General features: G+C 69.6%; 17 protein-coding genes. 8 read left to right on the top strand and 9 right to left on the bottom strand.

Annotated features, from left to right (window positions below; all coding sequences use genetic code 11):
• The first annotated feature begins 92 nt into the window (after window positions 1-92).
• The gene (locus AB0H49_RS06285; RefSeq protein WP_357247812.1) at window positions 93-875 is read left to right on the top strand and encodes a GTP-binding protein; all 783 of its coding nucleotides are present in this window, start codon (window positions 93-95) and stop codon (window positions 873-875) included.
• Window positions 876-1,016: 141 nt separating this feature from the next.
• Window positions 1,017-3,233: a molybdopterin oxidoreductase family protein gene (locus AB0H49_RS06280; protein WP_357247809.1), complete on the top strand. Its 2,217-nt coding sequence runs from the start codon at window positions 1,017-1,019 to the stop codon at window positions 3,231-3,233.
• A 272-nt stretch (window positions 3,234-3,505) separates the two neighbouring features.
• Here the strand turns inward: AB0H49_RS06280 and AB0H49_RS06275 are convergent, their stop codons facing one another.
• The 3 genes from AB0H49_RS06275 to AB0H49_RS06265 form a co-directional block, all read right to left on the bottom strand.
• On the bottom strand, window positions 3,506-4,240 hold the full coding sequence (locus AB0H49_RS06275) for an alpha/beta hydrolase (RefSeq protein ID WP_357247806.1): 735 nt from the start codon (window positions 4,238-4,240) through the stop codon (window positions 3,506-3,508).
• Window positions 4,241-4,544: 304 nt separating this feature from the next.
• Window positions 4,545-6,782, bottom strand: coding sequence for a molybdopterin-dependent oxidoreductase (locus tag AB0H49_RS06270; RefSeq protein ID WP_357247803.1), 2,238 nt, complete (start codon window positions 6,780-6,782; stop codon window positions 4,545-4,547).
• The gene (locus AB0H49_RS06265) at window positions 6,779-7,750 is read right to left on the bottom strand and encodes an enoyl-CoA hydratase/isomerase family protein (RefSeq protein WP_357247800.1); all 972 of its coding nucleotides are present in this window, start codon (window positions 7,748-7,750) and stop codon (window positions 6,779-6,781) included. Before AB0H49_RS06265 ends, AB0H49_RS06270 begins: the two co-directional genes overlap by 4 nt.
• Before the next feature lie 291 nt (window positions 7,751-8,041).
• On the opposite strand from AB0H49_RS06265, the gene AB0H49_RS06260 reads away from it, so the two are divergent.
• Both AB0H49_RS06260 and AB0H49_RS06255 read left to right on the top strand, forming a co-directional pair.
• A complete protein-coding gene (locus AB0H49_RS06260; RefSeq protein WP_357247797.1) occupies window positions 8,042-8,431 on the top strand; it encodes a hypothetical protein in 390 nt (129 codons plus the stop codon).
• 162 nt (window positions 8,432-8,593) lie between these two features.
• On the top strand, window positions 8,594-9,109 hold the full coding sequence (locus tag AB0H49_RS06255) for a GNAT family N-acetyltransferase (protein WP_357247794.1): 516 nt from the start codon (window positions 8,594-8,596) through the stop codon (window positions 9,107-9,109).
• 200 nt (window positions 9,110-9,309) lie between these two features.
• Here AB0H49_RS06255 and AB0H49_RS06250 read toward each other — a convergent pair whose 3' ends face one another.
• The 3 genes from AB0H49_RS06250 to AB0H49_RS06240 all read right to left on the bottom strand — a co-directional run bounded on the left by AB0H49_RS06250 (window position 9,310) and on the right by AB0H49_RS06240 (window position 11,782).
• On the bottom strand, window positions 9,310-10,101 hold the full coding sequence (locus tag AB0H49_RS06250) for an SDR family NAD(P)-dependent oxidoreductase (protein WP_357247790.1): 792 nt from the start codon (window positions 10,099-10,101) through the stop codon (window positions 9,310-9,312).
• 140 nt (window positions 10,102-10,241) lie between these two features.
• A complete protein-coding gene (locus AB0H49_RS06245) occupies window positions 10,242-10,850 on the bottom strand; it encodes a TetR/AcrR family transcriptional regulator (protein WP_355001337.1) in 609 nt (202 codons plus the stop codon).
• A gap of 41 nt (window positions 10,851-10,891) precedes the next feature.
• Entirely contained in the window at window positions 10,892-11,782 is an 891-nt protein-coding gene (locus AB0H49_RS06240; RefSeq protein WP_355001338.1) for an alpha/beta hydrolase, read from the bottom strand.
• A 114-nt stretch (window positions 11,783-11,896) separates the two neighbouring features.
• Between AB0H49_RS06240 and AB0H49_RS06235 the strand changes: the two genes are divergently transcribed.
• Window positions 11,897-13,753, top strand: coding sequence for a Na+/H+ antiporter (locus tag AB0H49_RS06235; RefSeq protein ID WP_357247786.1), 1,857 nt, complete (start codon window positions 11,897-11,899; stop codon window positions 13,751-13,753).
• Here the strand turns inward: AB0H49_RS06235 and AB0H49_RS06230 are convergent.
• Window positions 13,729-14,316 carry a TetR/AcrR family transcriptional regulator gene (locus AB0H49_RS06230; RefSeq protein WP_355001340.1) on the bottom strand — a complete coding sequence of 196 codons (588 nt, stop codon included), beginning with the start codon at window positions 14,314-14,316 and terminating at the stop codon, window positions 13,729-13,731. The genes AB0H49_RS06235 and AB0H49_RS06230 overlap by 25 nt on opposite strands.
• A gap of 192 nt (window positions 14,317-14,508) precedes the next feature.
• On the opposite strand from AB0H49_RS06230, the gene AB0H49_RS06225 reads away from it, so the two are divergent.
• A complete protein-coding gene (locus tag AB0H49_RS06225) occupies window positions 14,509-15,180 on the top strand; it encodes a helix-turn-helix domain-containing protein (protein WP_357247782.1) in 672 nt (223 codons plus the stop codon).
• A gap of 38 nt (window positions 15,181-15,218) precedes the next feature.
• The gene (locus AB0H49_RS06220; RefSeq protein ID WP_357247777.1) at window positions 15,219-15,872 is read left to right on the top strand and encodes an enoyl-CoA hydratase-related protein; all 654 of its coding nucleotides are present in this window, start codon (window positions 15,219-15,221) and stop codon (window positions 15,870-15,872) included.
• A gap of 26 nt (window positions 15,873-15,898) precedes the next feature.
• Here AB0H49_RS06220 and AB0H49_RS06215 read toward each other — a convergent pair whose 3' ends face one another.
• Together AB0H49_RS06215 and AB0H49_RS06210 are read right to left on the bottom strand one after the other, a co-directional pair.
• Window positions 15,899-16,627, bottom strand: coding sequence for a dienelactone hydrolase family protein (locus AB0H49_RS06215; RefSeq protein ID WP_357247775.1), 729 nt, complete (start codon window positions 16,625-16,627; stop codon window positions 15,899-15,901).
• A 178-nt stretch (window positions 16,628-16,805) separates the two neighbouring features.
• A complete protein-coding gene (locus AB0H49_RS06210; RefSeq protein WP_357247772.1) occupies window positions 16,806-17,444 on the bottom strand; it encodes a histidine phosphatase family protein in 639 nt (212 codons plus the stop codon).
• A 292-nt stretch (window positions 17,445-17,736) separates the two neighbouring features.
• On the opposite strand from AB0H49_RS06210, the gene AB0H49_RS06205 reads away from it, so the two are divergent.
• Complete coding sequence (locus AB0H49_RS06205) at window positions 17,737-18,726, top strand: aminoglycoside phosphotransferase family protein (RefSeq protein ID WP_357247769.1); 990 nt, start codon at window positions 17,737-17,739, stop codon at window positions 18,724-18,726.
• The last annotated feature ends 27 nt before the right edge of the window (window positions 18,727-18,753 follow it).

The raw sequence follows: 18,753 nt of genomic DNA, 5'->3' as shown, positions 1-18,753 counted from the left end.
AATTCCGCTCCGGCGATCCGCCGGCGGAGGTACGGTCGGTCTGGATCGAGGACGTCCCGACACCTCGAGTCGATCTGGAGTACCGCAACGCGATGGGCGCCAAAGCTATTGATCCACAGGCAATCCGCAACGTCACCCTCGTCGGCGACCCCGACGAGACCATCCGGGTGGCCCACCTTCTGCGCCGCCGCTGCGGACAGCCCGGCTCCGGCGCCCGGGTCACGGTCGGTTGGACGACGGGCCGCGTCGAGCACACGATCCGTATCGCCGCGCTGACAAGCCATGCGCCCGTCGCGGAGCTGGAGCGGTCCATCCGGGTAGCCGACGGTGTGATCGCGGTCGTGAACGCCGCCGCGCGCCCCACCTCGCGCCTCGAGACGATGTTGCGGGTCGCCGACGACTACCAGGTCGCGCGCCTGTGCTTGATCAACGGACTCGACCACCCCGCCGCGGATTTCGACCGCTGCGTCCGCACGATCGCCGACACCCGCGGCGCGGTCCCACTGGCGCTGCAGATCCCCCTCGGCGCCCACCCCCCGTTCGAAGGCGTCATCGACCTGCTCTCGCTGTGGGCACTCGAACCACTGGCCGCCGAACTCTACGGCGGCCAGTGGGCAGTCGGCGAGCGGTGGTACGGCAAGCTCGTGAAAACGGTGATCGAACAAGCCCCTTCGGATCCGAACGTCTTCCCTGACATCCCGCTCGACCGGTTGCATCACCGCATCCGCTCCCTCACCCGCATCGGTGAGGTCGTACCCGTCCTGTGCGGTGCGGCGCCCACGAGTGATGACAGCGCCACGCTCCTGGACGCCATCGCCCGCTACCTGCCCTCCCCCATGGATGTCTGCCAACCCGAACACGCCCTCGACTATTGACGCACTCGCGCCGGATCGGTGCTCGCAGGTCACCGGAATCCGACCTGGGCAGGAGACCGAATTCCGACCGTAAGTGGATCTACGGCGGCGGGGGTGCGCGGTAGCCTGGGGCCAGCGACCGGCGGAAGGTGTCGAAAACCCATGAGCGCTACCACCATTGCCCGGCAGTGCACGTTGTGCGAAGCCCACTGCGGAATCCTGGTCACCGTCGAGGACGAGCGGGTCACGCGGATCGAAGGGAATCCCGAAGACGTGCTGTCGAAGGGATACATCTGCCCCAAGGCGACGGCGATGGGTGGGTTGCACCACGACCCGAACCGTTTGCGCACCCCGGTGCGGCGGGTCGGCGCGTCGTTCGAGCCGATCGGCTGGGACGAGGCGTTCGCCGAGATCGGCCGGCGGCTGCGAGCGGTGCGCGCCGAGCACGGACCCAGCGCGATCGGCATGTACCTCGGCAATCCCGCGGCGCACAGCTCGTCGGTGCTCTACGGCGCACTGCTGCGGGCGGTGCTGTTGACCCGCAACTTCTACACCGCGTCCTCGATCGACCAGTTCCCGCAGGAATTCGCCGCGTGGCGGATGTTCGGGTCGAATGTGCTGATGCCGGTGACCGATATCGACCGCACCGACCGGCTGGTGATCCTCGGCGCGAATCCGGCGGTGTCCAACGGGTCGATCACCACCATGCCGGGGGCGAAACTGCGGATCAAGGAAGTGCGCAAGCGCGGCGGCACGGTCGTGGTGATCGACCCGCGGCGCACCGAGACCGCGCGCCTGGCCGACGAGCACGTGGCCGTGGCCCCCGGCGGTGACGTGTATCTGCTGCTGGGCATGCTGCACGTGCTGGTCACCGAGGGGCTGTGCGATCAGGTCTCGGTTCGTGCGCAGTGCTCGGGGTGGCCGGAGTTGAAGTCCCTGGTGGCCGGGGTGACGCCGGAGGCGATGGCGCCGCACGCGGGAGTGGACGCCGAGACGATTCGCAGGCTGGCCCGCGAGCACGCGAGCGCGCCGTCCGCGGTGCTGTACGCGCGGATCGGGGTCTGTCAGCAGGTGACGGGCACGCTCACACATTGGCTGGTGAACACGATCAACGCCGTCACCGGGAATCTGGACCGGCCCGGTGGGCAGATGTTCGCCACCCCGCCGATCGACGCCGCGCGGTACGCGAAGTATCTGCCGATGGGCTACGGGGCCTGGACGGATCGCTCCGGCGCCTACAAGTCGTTCCGTTCGGAGTTGCCCGTGGCGGCGTTGGCGGACGAGATCCTCACCGAAGGTCGCGGCCGGATCCGGGCGATGATCACCTACGCGGGTAACCCGGTGTTGTCCACACCGCAACGCGGGCGGCTGGACGCGGCGCTGGAATCGCTGGATTTCTATGTGGCCGTGGACATGTACGTCACCGAGACCACCCGCCATGCCGACATCATTCTGCCGCCGATCTCCCCGCTCGAGCGCGAGGACCTCAACATCCTGTTCCCGGTGTTCAGCGTCCGCAACAACGTGCGCTACGACGCGCGGGTGTTCGAGCCGCCCGCCGACGGGTTGGAGGATTGGCAGATCATGGCCCGGCTGGTCACCGAGCTGCTTCCGCTGCCCGTGCGCGGGGTGACCGGGCGCGCGGTGAACGCGGTGTTCGAGCAGTTCAGTCCGGTGCGGCTGGCGTCGGCGGCGATGGCGGCGGGCCCCTACGGTGTGCTGCGGCAGGGGCTGGCCGGGTTGACCGTCGGGAAGGTGCGGGCGGCGGCAGGCGGAATCGATCTGGGACCGCTGCGGCCGCGGCTGCGGACACTGATCGGTACCCGGGACAAGAAGGTGCGTTTGGCGCCGCCGGACTTCGTGACGGCCGCGCGCCAACTGGTCGAGGACGCGGCGCGCGGCCGGTCGCTGACGGCGCCGTCGGACGGTTTCGATTTGAAGCTGATCGGTCGGCGGCATCTGCGCAGCAACAACTCCTGGCTGCACAACGTGCCGTCGATGGTGAAGGGCAAGGACCGCTGCACGGCGCTGATGCACCCCCACGACGCGGCCGAACGCGGACTCCGCGACGGAGCGCCGGTGACGGTTAGCTCCGCAACCGGCTCGATCGTGGTCACACTCGAGGTGAGCGACGATATCCGGCCCGGCGCGGTCGCCATCCCGCACGGGTGGGGACACCGCGAGCCCGGCGTCGGCTGGACGGTCGCGGCGTCGCTGCCCGGCGCGAACGTGAACCTGCTGCACGACCCTTCGTCGATCGACCCGTTCTCGGGTGCGTCGGCGGTCAACAACACCTGGGTCCGCGTGGAACCCGCACCGGTCGCGCCCTCCGATGCCCCGGAATCCGAGAAGCTCGCGGAGTCCGCACCGATGACCTGAGTCGTCGAGCGCGAAACCTGCTCGCCACCAACGTCTTCCGACGGCGGCGGCCACGCGTCCACATCCACTCGTGGAGATCCCCGAAGAGATGGCGTGCGCTGGTGGCCGAGCGCCCCAACCGCGGTGGTACCGCCGATGGCCGGTACCACCAGGGTCGGGGCGGTGGTGAATCTGCTGGCGACCGCTCATCGAGGAGGGGCGGAACCTGTCGTCGACGAGCGGAATCCTGGCCGACAGCTCCTATCGTCTGCCGCGGGCCTGACGGATCGGCCTCACCTCAGGTGCCGGGCGAAGAACCGGTTCGCCTCGTCGCCGGCGAACCGCGGGACGCCGGTATGCCCGCCCATATTGGCGTGCAGCGTCTTCTCTTCGGAGCCGAAGGCGTCGAATAGGTCCAGCGCCATGTGCCGGTCGTTTCCTTCGTCGTCCCATTGCAGCAGGACATGCAGCGGAATGGTGACCTGCCGGGCCTCCTCGAACATGGCGCGGGGCACGAAACTCCCCGCGAACAGAACGGCGGCCGAGATGCGCGGCTCGACCACCGCCAGCCGGACGCCGATGGAGATCACCCCTCCCGAATACCCGACCGGGCCGCCGATCTCGGGCAGCGCGAGAAGGGCGTCCAGGGCGGCCCGCCATTCCGGGACCGCCTTGTCGACCAGTGGGAGGACGAGCCGGTCGACGATCTCGTCATCGACCGGCTCGCCAGCAGTCACCGCCCGGCGCAGGTCGGCGCGGGCCTGCTCGGCGGCGGGCGAACGGGGCCGGTCACCGCTGCCGGGGAGCTCGATGGTGGCCGTGGCGAAGCCCTCCGCCGCGGCGTGCCGTGCGCGGGCCACCAGCCGGGGGTACATCATGGGCAGTCCGCCGGGGTGGCCGAGCAGGATCAGCGGCGCCGGTTCGGATGCTGATACGGACGTCCACAGAATGCCGGGGATCTCGCCGAGGGTGAACGCGCGCTCCACGACGCTGTCGTCGTCGAGGCGCTGTTCGGAAATGAATTGCACGGTAGTGCCTTTCGGGAGTGCTGTTGAACGGCGCTCCCGGACGACCTATCGCCCGACCGTGACCCCAGAGGGGAGCACCCATGTCGATACTGCGTTCACGGGTACCACCTCCTCGTTGTCTCTCACGGCCTTCGGAAAGTAGCAGCGGTCGCCATGGTCCGCCAACAGGTTTTCGCGAAGGCCCCGGCGAGCGCGCCCGAGTGGCCAGGTCAGCTGTTCACCGGACCGATCGAGTCGAGGAAGTGCCTGTGCCACTGCGACGCAGTCGCACGCGCGGGGCGAGTGCGGTGAAACCTTGTGCGCCTCAGGCTGGTTCGATGCGGGCGGGGACGTGTTTGTGCCAGGGTGTGCCCGCGATGGCGTCGCGCAGGGTGACGTCGGTGAGTTCGTTGAGTGCGACGCCGGTGCGGGTGCCGTCGGGCAGGTCGAGGCCGAAACCGTTGGGCAGGGAGACGTGGCCGGGTTGCATGCGGTCGGTGAGTTCGACGGTGGTGACGGCGCTGCCGCGGCGGGTGGTGACGCGAGCGCGGTCGTTGGCGCCCAGGCCGAGGCGGGTGGCGTCTTCGGGGTTCATGCGCAGTGCGCCGTCGGGATCGCGCCGACGCCACGTGTCGTCGCGGAAGATGGTGTTGGCGGTGAAGGAGCGCCGCTCCCCCGCGGCCAGCACGAACGGATAGTCGGCGCTGGTGTGGGTGGCGGCAGTGGTGTCCAGTGCGCGCAGGGCGTGCAGCAGTTCGGGGATGGCGAGGGGGATGCGTTTGCCGGGGTGCGGGACGTAGTCCCAGGCGTCGGCGTAGTCGTCGACGGTGAAGGTGACACCGGAGCGTCCGGCGAGGATGGCGTCGAAGAGGGCGTCGGCGTCGCGGTGTCCGGCGCGGCGCATGGCGGCGGGATGGACGCGGGCGACGCGCTGGGCCAACGCCCACAGCACCGCGGCGGCGCGCGCGCCGCCGGGCAGGGTGGGGCCGAGGGTTTCGTAGAGCAGATACGGCGCCAAGCCCGCGGTGTTCTTGTCGATGGCCACCAGCGCCGCGAAGGCCAGCGCGTAGGGGCGCCGGCCGAGGCGGGCGGCGGTGCGCAACAGCGCGAGCCGGGTGCGCGAGACCGCGCCGAGTTCGCGCAGCAGCCGCGCGTAGATCTCGGGTTCGGGCAGCGTGCCCGGTAGCGGGTCGAGCAGCGGCGCGCGCAAGTGGAACGTGTTGTGCGGGAATTCGAGAGTGAAGAAGGTGGCTTCCCACTTCTCGAACTGACTGGCCGCGGGCAGCACGTAATCGGCGTGGCGGGCGGTCTCGGTGAACGCGACATCGATGACGACCACCAGATCCAGCGCGTCGAGCGCGGCGCGGAAGGAGGTCGAATCGGCAAGGGAATGCGCGGGATTGGCGGACTCGACGATCATCGCGCGGAAGCGGTCGGGATGGTCGGTGAGTATCTCCTCGGCGATGGAGTTGCACGGCAGCATGCCGCCGAGGACGGGCGCGCCGGTGACGGGGCTGCGGCGGATGTCGCGGCTGTAGCCGGCCAGCGGGACCAGCCACGAGTGCGGTTGCATCGCGCCCGGTGCGGCGAAATTGCCGGTGAGCAGCCACAGCAGTTTGTTCAGATACGAGATGAGGGTGCTGTTGGGGCTTTGCTGCACGCCGAGGTCTTCGTAGGTGGCGACGCTGGCGGCGGTGCCGATGCGGTGGGCTGCGGTGCGCAGCAGCTCGACCGGGACGCCGCAGCGGTCGGCGTAGTCGGCGATGTCGACATCGCGCAGCGCGGCCACGACATCCTCGGCCTGGCTGGTGTGCGCGGAGAGGAAGCCGTGATCGAGCAGATCGTCGCGGACCAGGATGGCCAGCAGCGCCGCCAGACACCACGCGTCGGTTCCGGGGCGGACCTGGAGGTGGACGTCGGCGAGGTCGGCGGTTTCGGTGCGCACCGGGTCGATGACGATCATGCTGCGCGCGGGATCCTTGGCGATCTGCTGCAGGATGGTGCGGGCGCGCGGCACGCCGTGGGATTGCCAGGGGTTCTTGCCGAGGAACACCGACACTTCGGCGTGTTCGAAGTCGCCGGTGGTGTGGCCGCCGGTCAGGTGGGCGTCGACCCAGCCCTCGCCGGTCTTCTCCTGGGCGAGCGCGGTGGAGCGGTAGCGGCTGCCCAGGGCGCGGCGCAGGGCTCCGCTGTAGGCGCCGCCGAGGTGGTTGCCTTGGCCGCCGCCGCCGTAATAGAAGATCTTGTCGCCGCCGTGCCGGGCACGTACCTCTTCGAGCCGGGAAGCGACCTCGGAAATCGCGGTGTCCCAGTCGATTTCGGTGAAGGTGCCGTCGGGTTCGCGGCGCAGCGGGCTGGTCAGGCGGGCGCCGCCGTTCTGATAGTGGTCCAGGCGCAGCGCCTTGTTGCAGGTGTAGCCGGCGGAGGCGACGTGGTCTTTGTCGCCGCGGATCTTGGCGAAACGGCGACCGTCGAGCTGGATGAGCAGACCGCAGTTGTTCTCGCACAGAATGCAGGCGGTCTTGTGCCACGCTTCGGTGGCCGAAGGGGTGGGTTTCGTCATTTGCTCACCTGGTCTACGCGGGTGCCGTCGACCCATGGTCCGGGGTCGGCGAGGAAGGGTGTGTCGGCGAGGCGGTCGAGGTCCTCGAAGAAGGCTTCGGTGGTGCGGGCGGCCGCGGCGGTGGTGCCGACGGAGACGAAGCCTGCCTGTTCGGCGTCGAGACCGCGGGACAGAGATCTGTCGGTGCCGAAGTAGACGGCACGCTTGAGTTCGGCGACGACGACGGGATTGCGGGCGGCCAGCCGGGCCGCGGTCGCCTGGGTCGCGGCGAGGAGTTCGTCGGCGGCCACCACACGGTGCACCACACCGAGGCGCAGGGCTTCCTCGGCGGTGAACGGTGTGCCTTCGAGGATGATCTCGATGGCTTTGGCGGCGCCGAGCAGACGCGTCAGGCGTTGGGTCGCACCGCCGCCGGGGATGAGGTTGGCCAGTGTTTCGATCTGCCCGAGGCGCACGTGGTCGGCATCGGCGGCGTAGCGAAGGTCGCAGGCCAGCGCGATCTCGTGGCCGCCGCCGAGCGCGGGACCGTTGACAGCGGCGAGGTAGGCGACGCCGGAGCGGTTCATCCGCAGGGTGGTGCGTTTCCATCGATAACCCCAAACCAGCCCCGCGCCGAGCCCCCCGCCGCGGCGTTCGACGAGGTCCGCGACACCGGGAAGGCGCAGCGCGGCCGCGCTGGCGCGCAGGAACGGCGCCGCGACGCGGGCAGGAACGAACGGGTGCGGCATGTCGATCATGCCGGCCAGCGCGGCGGGGTCGGCGTGGGTGAGGAAACGGCCGGGCAGACCGCCGGTGAGTACGACCGCACCGACGGTGTCGTCGGCATCGACGGCGGCGGTGAAGGTGTCCAGATCGCGCACCACCGCCGGGGTCACGAAGTTCCACGGCGGGGCGACGATTCGCGCGGTGAGGACCCGCCCTTCTCGCTCTAGTTCGATGGTGTCCAGCTGCAGGTCGTCGGCGGACATCGGCGGCTCCTTCGGTGCGCGGCTGCGGTCGGAACGCGAGAGAAAGCGTCAGTGAACACGTTTCGGGGTCGCGTCGTCCCGATACCCGACTATGGAGTACACCATAATGGGTGTGTCAAGCCTCCAATGTCGCCGCCATGTGTCTGCGTTGCCTGCGTGATCAGCGGGACCGGAGGTGAGAGCCGTCGATGACCGAAATCCAACCTCTCGGGGTATAGCGGCGTGGGCCCGGTAGGGGTTGACTTGTTCGCATACTCAGCGCGGAGGTCCAAGGTCGAGAAAGGAACAGTCATGTCCGGCAAGACCAAACAGGCCCGCAAATCGGATACCGAGCCAACCGAGACCGCACCTTCGGTGGCTGGATCGGCGGGAGAACCCTCGGCAACCGAATCGAATATCGGACCCGCCGCGAACGGAGGAGTGCGTGTCCCGATTCCGACGGTCGGAGTGCGGATGGCGCGAGTCCCGCTTCCGCCCGGATCGCGCACGGCGGCCAACGGTGTCTCGTCGGTGACCACGGCGGTGCTGCATCGAGTGCCGGATCGGGAGTCGATGCTCTACTACGGCGGGCTCGGCGCGGCGGCCGCCACCGGACTGGTGTCGTGGCCGGTGGCCACGGCGATCGGGGTCGGTGTCTGGGTCGCGGAGCACGCCCGCAACGCCGCGTCCGCCAGCCGGTAACACCACGTCGAACAGCGAGAGCACGCTGCGGCCTGCGTCGGCCGCGCGGCATGTCCGCGGCCGCTGAACCCGCGCGACGGAAGTCGGTGCGGGAGGTGGTGTCGGCCGTCAGGGTGCGGTGTGCCTCCGGAAATGGCATGGCCGTGCGCGCACGGTTCTCCTATGTTCGGATTCGTGATCTCCGCTTCGCTACGCCCAGCCATGACCGCCGACGAACCCTTCCTCTGGGAAATGCTCTACGAGGCATCGCACGCCGCCGATCAGGGACTGACCGTGGCCGACCTGGAAACCATTCCCGCGCTGTCGCGTTACGTCGACGGCTGGGGAGCCGACGGCGATCTCGGCGTCATCGGCGGCCCGGCCGAATCCCCCTGCGGCGCGGCGTGGTTGCGCTTGCTGACCGGCACGGACGCCGGATACGGCTACGTCGACGACGCCACTCCCGAACTCGCGATCGCCGTCGCACCGCGGGCGCGCGGCACCGGCCTTGGCACGGCGATGCTCGAACAGCTCGTCACCGCCGCCGCCGGACGCTATCCGGCGATGAGTCTCAGCGTGCGCGAGGAGAACCCGGCACGACGGTTGTATCAGCGCTTGGGCTTCGTCGATGTCGACGGCTCGCGCATCGTCAACCGGGCGGGCACCACCAGCATCACCATGGTGCTGCCACTGCGCTGAGGACCCGCGGTTGCTCGCGGCGCTGGAAGTGCGCGGAGCTCCGTTTCACCGCGAGCAGATCGCCCTCCAGCGCTGCCGCCGACGTCCTCGAACAGCAGCGACCGGGGGCAAGCATCAGCGAACAGCAGCGACCGGGCGCACCGGTCGAGTAGCAGCGACCGGTGCTGCACGGGATCAGCTCGAGTGTCGTTCCGGCGTCCTCACCGTTTGGCGCGCTGCGCATCGGCCAATGTCGCCGCGATCTTGTCGGCGCCCGCGAGCCGCTGCACCCGCGCGGACAAGCCGGGCGCGATACCCGCCAGCAGCGCGCCGATGCGCACCTGGGCCGGGGCTACGTCGATCTCGCCGACATTGCGTTCCACGGCGCGACGCACCGCGGCCGCCACCTGATCGGGCGAGGAGGTGCCGGTGCCGAAGGCCGGGGGAACGCCCGCGTCGGCGAACATGCCCGCGTCGCGGACGAAGCCGGGGAACACCGTCGAGACGCCGACGCCGTGCGGGGCCAGATCCTGGCGCAGCGCTTGGGCGAAGCCGCGCAGCCCGAATTTGGTGGCGTTGTAGAGGGAGACCCGGGGTGAGGCGATCTTGCCCGAGATGGAGGAGATGAACACCAGATGCCCGCGTCCCTGGGCGACGAAGGGTTCGGCCAGCAGGCGGGCGGTGATGATCGGGGCGCGCAGGTTCACATCGAGTGCGCGGTCGATCTGCTCGAGGGAGTAGTCGGTGAGCAGCCCGCTGGCGGGCACGGCCGCGTTCGCGATGACGATGTCGAGCGGGCCCGCCGCCGCGAGCAGCGCCGAGACCCCGTCGGGGTCGGCCAGATCGGCGGGCACGGCGCGGGCGCCGGTCTGGGCGGCCAGCGGGGCCAGCACGTCGACGCGGCGGCCGGTGAGCACCAGCTCGGCGCCGCGTTCGGCGAACGCGTGGGCGATGGCGTGCCCGATGCCGCCGGTGGCGCCCGTGATCAGAACTCGTGAACCTGCGATCTTCATCGGCTGTACCGTCCCCTGTCGCCGCGGTGCGGAGAACGCGGGTCTGTCCCGCTTCTGGGAGCACGGTAGCGAGCCGAGCGGGTCGAACACATCCGCGCGCGGTCGGATCTCCGACTCCGACCGTGGTAGGGGTCGCCGGGTCAGTGCGCGGAGGTCGGGTAAAGCGCGCGCAGCTCGCCGACCGCGTCGTCGAGGGGTTCGATGCTGCGCTGGACCCGGCACAGCGCGATGGCGCCTTCGAAGGAGGCGACGGTGAGCACCGCCAGGCGTCGGGCCCGGTCGGCGGGGACGTCGTGGCGGGTCAGTACGTCGGTGAGCGCGGCGTGCCAGCGCTCGAAGACGGCGGCCGCGGCGCGCGCGAATTCTGGTGTCTCGTCGTTGGTTTCGACGGCGACCGCGAAGATCGGGCACCCCGCGCGGAACTGGCTCTCGCGCAGCGTGGTGCGCCACATCTCGGCGAACTTCTCCAGCGCGTCGACCGGGTCGCTGTCGCGGGTGAGGCGCTCGATGTAGCCGGACATGATCTCACCGGCGGTGGTGACGGCGTCGTTGACGAGCTGGGTACGTCCGCCGGGGAAATGGTGATACACCGAGCCGCGCGGTGCGCCGGTGCTGGCCAGCACCCGGTCGACGCTGGTCGCGCTGGCGCCGTGCACGCGCAGCGAGTCGATGGCCCCCTCGATCATCCGCTGTCGCGCGTTGGGCAGGCGGGTACGAGGGGAACCGTCGGTGCTGGATCGGCGTGCCACGCCCTCATTCTATGGGGTTGCCCATAGTGAAGGTGTGGCGGTCAGCGCACCCGGCTGCGGTGGAATTCCAGGAACGCCTCCAAGGTCCGTTGCGGCGCCTCGACCTGCGGGTAGTGGCCGATGTCGGGCAACTCCACCACGTCGGGATCCTCGATCAGTTCGCGGTAGCGTTGGACCATGTGCGCACCCGAGACCGGGTCGCGCAGCCCGTCGATCAACCGCACCGGCACCACGGCTTGCTGCAGCGCGCCGACCCAGCGTTCCCGATGCTTGCGCCGCTCGGCCATGTAGCGAATTATCTTGTGGCCGTTGCGTTTACCGTGCCGGGACGACCACAGCAGCCAGAACTGGTGCAGCTCGGCGGCACTGGGGCGGGTGTCGGGTCCGAAGACCGCCGCCAGGCTGCGCTTGAACGCGGTCTCACCGCCGAGAACCCCGACCATCGGTCCCAGCGGTCCGGCCAGCAGCCGCTGCACCCAGCGCGCGCGGTGGGTTTCGGGGAACAGTCCCCCGTTGAGCAGGCACACCGATTCGATGGTCAGCGAGTCGTCGCCGATGGCGCGGCGTTCGGCGTCGCGGGCCAGTAGTTCCTGGGCGACGGTGTCGCCGTAGTCGTGGGCCAGCACGTGGAAACGGTGCACGCTCTGTTCGCGCAGCAGTTGTTCGTGCAGGTCGGCTTGGTCGGCGATGCTGTAGTCGTAGGTGCGCGGCTTGGCCGACCAGCCGAAGCCGATCATGTCGGCGGCCAGGACCCGCGCGAACCGCTCACCGAGCCCGGGCCACACGGCATGCCAGTCCCAGGATGCGGTCGGGAAGCCGTGAATGCACAGCAGGACCCCCTCGGGTCCGCCGCCGCCCTCGGTCCAGAAGATCTGATGCCCGTTATGGGTGAACCGGTGTCCGTTGGCACGCCAATTCGCAAACTCCTCCATACCCGATAAGCATTGCCGGTGCGCGGGCGCGCGGCAGCGATTCCGGGGAATCGGCCTCGCGACCGCGTCGTCCACGGCGCGAACGCGGCGATGGTGGCGTTTTGGGAGAATGCGATGGTGCATGTCGCGATCGGGCTGGTGGTTCTCGTCGCGTCGGCGGCCGCGTTGGCGGCGCTGGCGCGGCGGTTCGGCGTCTCAGAACCGTTGGTGCTGACCCTGGCCGGGGTGGCGGCCTCGTATCTGCCGTTCGTTCCCGCGGTGCACCTGGAACCGGAGGTGGTGCTGCTCGGTTTGCTGCCGCCGCTGCTCTACACCGCGGCGATCCGGACCTCACTGGTGGATTTTCGCGCCAATATCGGCACCATCGCCTCGCTGTCGGTGGGTTTGGTGCTGTTCAGCACGTTCGCGGTGGCCGCGGTCGTGTGGTGGCTGCTTCCGGTGCCCTTCGCGGTGGCGGTCGCCCTCGGCGCGGTGGTCGCCCCGCCCGACGCGGTCGCCGCGACGGCGGTGGCGCGCCGGATCGGGATGCCGCGGCGCATCGTCACCATCCTCGAAGACGAGTCGCTGTTCAACGACGCGACCGCGCTGGTGGCGTTGCGGACCGCGATCGCGGCCTCGGCGGGCACGGTGTCGGTGTGGCAGGCGGGCGGTGATTTCCTGCTCGCCGCGGGCGGCGGCGCGCTGGTCGGCATCGCCGTCGCCGCCCTGCTCGCACTGCTGCGGCGGCGCATCACCGACCCCGTGCTCGACACCACGCTGTCGTTCCTCGCACCGTTCGCGGCATATCTGCCCGCCGAACAGATACACGCCTCCGGGGTGATCGCGGTCGTGACTTGCGGGATGATTCTTGGCCACGGTGCGCCGGTGTGGCAGTCGGCGGCCTCGCGCATCGCCGAACGCACCAACTGGCGCACCATCCAGTTCATCCTGGAAAGCTCGGTGTTCCTCATCATCGGTCTGCAGGTGCGCGCGATCGTGGAGGACGCGTGGAGCAGCGGGCTCGACCACACCACCCTGGTGATCTCGGCGATCGCGGTGCTGCTCGCGGTGATGGTGGCGCGGCCGCTGTGGATCTTCCCGTGGTCGCTGCTGTTCCAGCGGCTCGGACGCTCGACCGTTCCGCTGAGCTATCCGACGGTGGTGTCGTGGGCGGGCATGCGTGGCGTGGTGACCTTGGCCGCGGTCCTGCTGTTGCCCGAAGACACCCCGCAGCTGCCGGTGCTGAAGCTGCTGGCCCTGGTCGTGGTGGCGGGAACGCTGCTGCTGCAGGGCACCTCGCTGTCGTGGCTGGTGCGGCGCCTGCATCTGCGCGGTCCCAGCCGCTCGGAGGACGCGCTACAGAAAGCGAACCTGCTGACCCAGGCGGGCGCGGCCGGAATGGCGGCGCTGGACGCCGCAGCCGGACCCGACACCCCGCGGCAAGTCGTGCAATCGCTGCGCGATCGGCTGACCTGGCGCACCAACGCCGCCTGGGAACGGCTGGGCCGCGCCGAGTCCGAACAGCGCACTCCCACCGCCGAATACCGCAGGCTGCGCCTCGAGATGCTGCGCGCCGAACGCGAAACCGTACTGCGGGTGCGGGATTCGGGCGGCATGGACTACGAGATCCTCCAGCACGTGCTGGCACGGCTCGATCTCGAGGAATCGATGATCGACCGGTTCGACGAAACCGAGGAAGAACGCCGCGAACCCCTCGCCGCGCCCGCCGCGGCCGCCGACTGCGACCATCTGCGGGCCGCGCCGCTGCTGCGCGAACCCACCGAACCCGATCAGTGCGCCGAATGCGTCGCCGAAGGCCAGAGCTGGGTACACCTGCGAATGTGTCTGACGTGCGGGCACATCGCCTGCTGCGACTCCTCGCCGGGCAACCACGCCACCGAACACCACGCCGCCACCGGGCACCCGGTGATGCGCAGCGTGGAACCCGGCGAAGCCTGGCGCTGGTGCTACGTCGACGAACTGCTGGGCTGAGCACCCACCGGCGCCGGACGGCGCGCGTGCGAGTAGATCAGGCGGGCGTACTCGGTGAGCAGCCGCCGCAGTGACAGATTCTCCCCGCCCGCCGCGATCTGCTGGTAGCCGATCAGCATCGCCATGCCGAGCGAGGTGACCACGGCGGCGGTCTCGTCGTCGCCGACCACGCCGTTGATCACCTTCTGCACGGTGCGCCGCCGCGACTCGTCGACCCGCTTGACCGCCAGATTCACCGATTCGTCGTTGGCGGCCCACGCCCGGATCGCGGCCTCGGCCGCGTGATGCAGACCCGCCGCCAGATCCGACATCGCGCGCACGTCGTCGTCGGGATCGCCCTGATTGAACTTCAACGTGCGCAGGATCAGCACCTGCCGGTTCTCCCAGTGCTCGAGCAGCGCGTCGACGAAACCCTGCCAGCTGCCGAAGTGGTGATAGAACGAGCCGCTGGTGACCCCGAGCCGACGGCACAGCAGCCCGATGTTGAGACCCTTGAACCCGAGTTCGGCCAGCACCTCCAGAGCGGTGTCGAAGTACTGCTCCTTGGTGACCACTCGTGACATGCGGATGCCGTTCTGCTCGTGCGGGCAAGGGGGAGGGCCCGAACAGTACCGCATCGCTTCGCGCGCGCGTGCGGGCACAAGCGAATCCGCTAGGTGACGCGCGGTAGCTGTTACCGCGCGAAATATGCAGTGCCCCTGGCGAACCGAATCCGGGTTGGATAACAGAGCAATTGCTCTGTTATAGTCGGCGCCATGCCACGACCCCGCACCCACGACCCCGGCGCCGTGCTCGACGCCGCGGAATCGCTGGCCGTCCGCGGCGGCCCGGCCGCGGTCACCATCCGCGCCGTCGCCGCCGCCACGGGGGTGTCCAATGGCGCGCTGTACCACACGTTCGGGTCGCGATCCGGAGTGTTGGGGCGCGCGTGGTTGCGGGCCGCGCGGCGGTTTCTCGCGGTGCAGAACGAGTTGATCGAGGCGGCCTCCGGATCGGAAGGCGATTCGAGCACCGGCGCAGGCGAATCGAAAAGTGCTGCCTGTCAATTGGATTCATCGGCTGAGGCCGTGTGGGACGACGCGATCGTGGCCGCCGCCGAGGCGCCGAGCGTGTTCGCCGAGCGATTCCCCGACTCCTCGCGCCTGCTGCTCACCGTCTCGCGCGAGCAGCTGCTCGGTGAAGACCTGCCCGAGGACGTGGCCGCCGAAGTTCGCGCCGCCGAACGCGCGCTGATCGACCTGCTGGTGGGGCTCGCGCAGCGCCGATGGGGCCGCCGCGACCGCCGCGCGGTCGAGGTGCTCACCACCTGCCTGGTCGACCTGCCGACCGCCATCCTGATCCGCCGCGAGCGGATCGCCGAACCCTTTGCCCGCGAACAACTTCGGGCTGCCGTCCGCGCCGTGCTCGCGGTCGGACCGCCCCCCTGATCCGCAAGTCCCGACCACTCTCGACGAAGGAACCCGCTATGCCCACACTGGAATACCACGACAAGATCGCTGTCCTCGTCCTCGGCGCCGACGAGAACCGCTTCTCCCCCGACTTCCTCGACGAAGTGAACGCCCACCTCGACACCGCCCTCGCCGACGGCGCCCAGGGCCTGCTCACCACCGCGAGCGGCAAGTTCTACTCCAACGGACTCGACCTGGACTGGCTCGGCGCCAACGCCGACCGCGCCCAGTGGTACGTCGGACGCGTGCAAGCGTTGTTCGCGCGAGTGCTCACTCTGCCCGTGCCCACCGCGGCCGCACTGCCCGGACATGCCTTCGGTGCGGGCGCCATGCTCGCTATCGCCCACGACTACCGCGTCATGCGCGCCGACCGCGGCTACTTCTGCTTCCCCGAAGTCGACATCCGCATCCCCTTCACCCCCGGCATGGCCGCCCTCATCCAAGCCAAACTGCCCCCCAAGACCGCGGTCGCCGCCATGACCACCGGCCGCCGCTACGGCGGCGAGGCCGCGGCCGAAGCCGACATCGTCGACGCGGCCGCCCCGGAAGGACAGGTCACCGCCGCGGCGCTGGAAATGCTGCTTCCTCTGGGCGGCAAGGACTCCGGCACACTCGGCGCGATCAAGAACACCATGTTCGCACCGGCCGTCACCGCGCTGACCGCGCCGTAGACCCGCCGAGTGCACCGGCGGCCGACTCAGCGCGGCGGGGCGTTATGGCTATCCGCCAAGTGGGTCTCGAAGAACGCGAAGATGCGTCGCCAGGCGTCGGCGGCCGCATCGGCGTTGTGACCCAGGCCGGTGACGCGCAGCAGCCGGTCGCCGGGGAAGGTGTTCGCGAAGCCGTGCGTGACTCCCGGATAGGTCTTGATGTCGTGGGCGACGCCGAAATCGGTGAGCGCGCGCTCGAGCTTGGCGGGTGCGCCGACCAGCGATGGATCGAGGCGGGCGTAGCTGGCCACCACCGGGCAGATGCCGTCGAGCAAGCTGCGGTAATCGCCGTACAGGCCCGGATAGAACGGAGCCGCGGCATCGAAACCGCGCGGCGCCGTCAGCAAGGCGAACCCGCCGCCCATACAGAAACCGATCACGGCCGTGCGCCCGGTGCACGCCGGATCGGACACCAGGCGGTCGCGGGCGGCGAGGATGTCGCGCACCGGGACCACGTCGGCATCGGTTTTGCCGCCGGTGAACCACAGCGCCCGCATCACCGCCCGCATGCAGCGCGCGCGACCTCGCGAGAACAGATCCGGGGCGATCGCGAGGTAGCCGTGCTCGGCGAGCATCGCGACGTGTCCCTCGAGGTCCGTACCGAGGCCGAGGACATCGTGGACGACGACAACGCCAGGCCAGGGACCCGCACCCGCCGGGCGGGCCAGCAGCGCGGGCAGTGGGCCGTCCGGTGCGGATAGCTCGACGGTGTCCATGATCGGAAATGTACGCCGGGCGGGGCGTGCTCGAGCCGCCTTCGGCGCAGTGCCCGATCACGGCGGCGGTCCGTTCGCGGTCCAGCTCAGCCGGACCGCGGTGACGAGTGTGGCCCACTACAGAAGGGGCGTAGCTGGTCGAGAGCGAATCGCTGTTTCTGGCGTACCCCACCGCGGGTCAGTTCGGTTCCACCTCGAGATGCCGGGTGTCACCGAGGCTGGTGACCGCACGGTTGTGGAAGAAGTCGTCCTCGGTGAGCACCGTGATGCTGCCCGGCGCGGCGCGGAAGGCGACGTAGTCCGCCGAGTCGATCGGCATCCCGATCCAGGCCGCGAGCACGAATGTCAGTGCGCCCCCGTGTGTTACGACGACCTGGTGTTCACACGGGTCGTCCACGATCGCCCCCATTGCCGCGTAGATACGTTGGGCGAGTTGTAATTTCGTCTCCGCGCCCGCGATTCCCTCGTCGTGGCGCAGACGTTCGCCCACGGCGGGCGGCGGGACGAATCGCCGGTCCAGCCACTCCTGCGGCCTGCCGCCCGCTTCGCCGTAGGACTTCTCGCGCAGTCTCTCGTCGAAGATCGGCGTCACGTCGAGCGCCTTGCCGATCGCTTCGGCCGTCCGCGCGGTACGCAGCAGATCCGAGGAGTGCACACGCCCCTCGGCGTCCTCGGCTATCCGCGCGCGCAGCGACTCGGCGATGGCCGCCGCGGCGCGCTCGCCTGCCGTGGTGAGCTGTGAGTCGTACCATCCGCCGACCAGTCGGTCGACGTGATGGGTCGCCTCCGGGTGGGTGACGACATAGATGTGGCGCACTGAATCTCCTTCTCGGGTGGGACCGCAGCGGCGCACACAGCGAATCGACGGGATCCCCTCCGACTTTCACAGTATCGGCGCGAACTCGAAGAACGTCGGCCCGCCGGACGACGTTCGGCGGGCGGCGCTTTCCGCCTCGACATGAACAGGCGCCTCAACCTGAGAATTGGAGCGAGACGATTCGCCTTGTTATGGTGGGGCCATGGCTTTCCTCTTCTTCGTCTGAGTCCGGGCACGGCCCATGCCGCCGTTTCTGCTGTCCGTAGACCTCTCGTATGCCCAGGAAAGCCCTATGCGCGACCACGCCCACACCTCCCTGCCCACCACCATCGTGACCACCTTCCTGACACCACAACAGCGCGCCGACCGCACCGCCGCCGCCGTCGAGGCAGCCATCGCGGCCGGGTGTGAGTTGGGCCTGACCGTCACCGAGCCCACGGTGCTGCACGACGTCTTTTCGGTCGTCGTCCACCTGGCCCCCTCGCCGGTCGTGGCCCGAATTCCCACCGTCCTACCCCGCCCGGACGACCTGGCCGCCCTCGCGCGCCGCCAGCGGGACGAGCTGGATGTCACACGATGGCTGGCCGACCAGAAAATCCCCGTGATCGCCCCCAGCCCGCTCGTGCCGCGCGAACCCGTGCAGCGCGACGGGTTCTCGATGACGTTCTGGCCGTTCATCGAGGAGGCCCGGGACAAGGAACCCGACTACGTCGCGAACGCCGAGAGCGTCGCCGACCTGCACGCGGCACTGCGCGCCTACCCGGGCCGTCTGGAGTTCCTGTCCGCGGCCGACCCGGAGTTCATCGCGGACAGCCTCGCCCGGCTCGACCAGCATCCCGACCTGATCGGAGCGGCCGAGCTCGACCGGGCCCGCCGCGAATGGCAGTTCCTCGAACCCCTCGTACGCTCACGCAGCGCCTTCGAGGCTCGGTTCCCCGGCATCGACCTCCAACCCATCCACGGTGACTCCCCGCCCGCGAACATCTTCCACGCGGTGGACGGCGACCGCTACGCCGACTTCGAACTGGTCACCCTAGGGCCCGTCGAGTGGGACCTGGCCGCTCTCGGCCCCGAGCACGAAGCCGCCTACAACCGCGGCGCACGACGCAACGGGACGAGGCCGCTCGACGAGGAGGTCCTCGCCTTCGTCAACGCCCTGGGCATGCTGCGGGTCATCGCCACCCTCACCCTGGTCCCGCAGCTTCCCGAACTGATGGAGTACCTCGAGCCCGCGGTCGACCACTGGCAGACGACGCCCTTCGCCGCTGGCATGAGCAGCTGATATCAACCGACTGATAACCGGTGACGC

It is taken from the genome of Nocardia sp. NPDC050713, assembly GCF_040654315.1.
In the GTDB taxonomy this organism is placed as follows: domain Bacteria; phylum Actinomycetota; class Actinomycetes; order Mycobacteriales; family Mycobacteriaceae; genus Nocardia.
The sequence above is the reverse complement of the archived record's forward strand: the minus strand, read 5'-3'. Positions and strand labels throughout refer to the sequence as shown.

Excerpts from the sequence above, each read along its gene's own strand:
- AB0H49_RS06205 (WP_357247769.1), top strand. The coding sequence starts at position 17,737 with ATGCGCGACCACGCCCACACCTCCCTGCCCACCACCATCGTGACCACC.
- AB0H49_RS06230 (WP_355001340.1), bottom strand. The coding sequence starts at position 14,316 with ATGTCACGAGTGGTCACCAAGGAGCAGTACTTCGACACCGCTCTGGAG.
- AB0H49_RS06285 (WP_357247812.1), top strand. The coding sequence starts at position 93 with ATGGGCGCCAAAGCTATTGATCCACAGGCAATCCGCAACGTCACCCTC.
- AB0H49_RS06255 (WP_357247794.1), top strand. The coding sequence starts at position 8,594 with ATGTTCGGATTCGTGATCTCCGCTTCGCTACGCCCAGCCATGACCGCC.
- AB0H49_RS06225 (WP_357247782.1), top strand. The coding sequence starts at position 14,509 with ATGCCACGACCCCGCACCCACGACCCCGGCGCCGTGCTCGACGCCGCG.
- AB0H49_RS06220 (WP_357247777.1), top strand. The coding sequence starts at position 15,219 with ATGCCCACACTGGAATACCACGACAAGATCGCTGTCCTCGTCCTCGGC.
- AB0H49_RS06235 (WP_357247786.1), top strand. The coding sequence starts at position 11,897 with ATGGTGCATGTCGCGATCGGGCTGGTGGTTCTCGTCGCGTCGGCGGCC.
- AB0H49_RS06260 (WP_357247797.1), top strand. The coding sequence starts at position 8,042 with ATGTCCGGCAAGACCAAACAGGCCCGCAAATCGGATACCGAGCCAACC.
- AB0H49_RS06215 (WP_357247775.1), bottom strand. The coding sequence starts at position 16,627 with ATGGACACCGTCGAGCTATCCGCACCGGACGGCCCACTGCCCGCGCTG.
- AB0H49_RS06265 (WP_357247800.1), bottom strand. The coding sequence starts at position 7,750 with ATGTCCGCCGACGACCTGCAGCTGGACACCATCGAACTAGAGCGAGAA.
- AB0H49_RS06270 (WP_357247803.1), bottom strand. The coding sequence starts at position 6,782 with ATGACGAAACCCACCCCTTCGGCCACCGAAGCGTGGCACAAGACCGCC.
- AB0H49_RS06280 (WP_357247809.1), top strand. The coding sequence starts at position 1,017 with ATGAGCGCTACCACCATTGCCCGGCAGTGCACGTTGTGCGAAGCCCAC.
- AB0H49_RS06240 (WP_355001338.1), bottom strand. The coding sequence starts at position 11,782 with ATGGAGGAGTTTGCGAATTGGCGTGCCAACGGACACCGGTTCACCCAT.
- AB0H49_RS06250 (WP_357247790.1), bottom strand. The coding sequence starts at position 10,101 with ATGAAGATCGCAGGTTCACGAGTTCTGATCACGGGCGCCACCGGCGGC.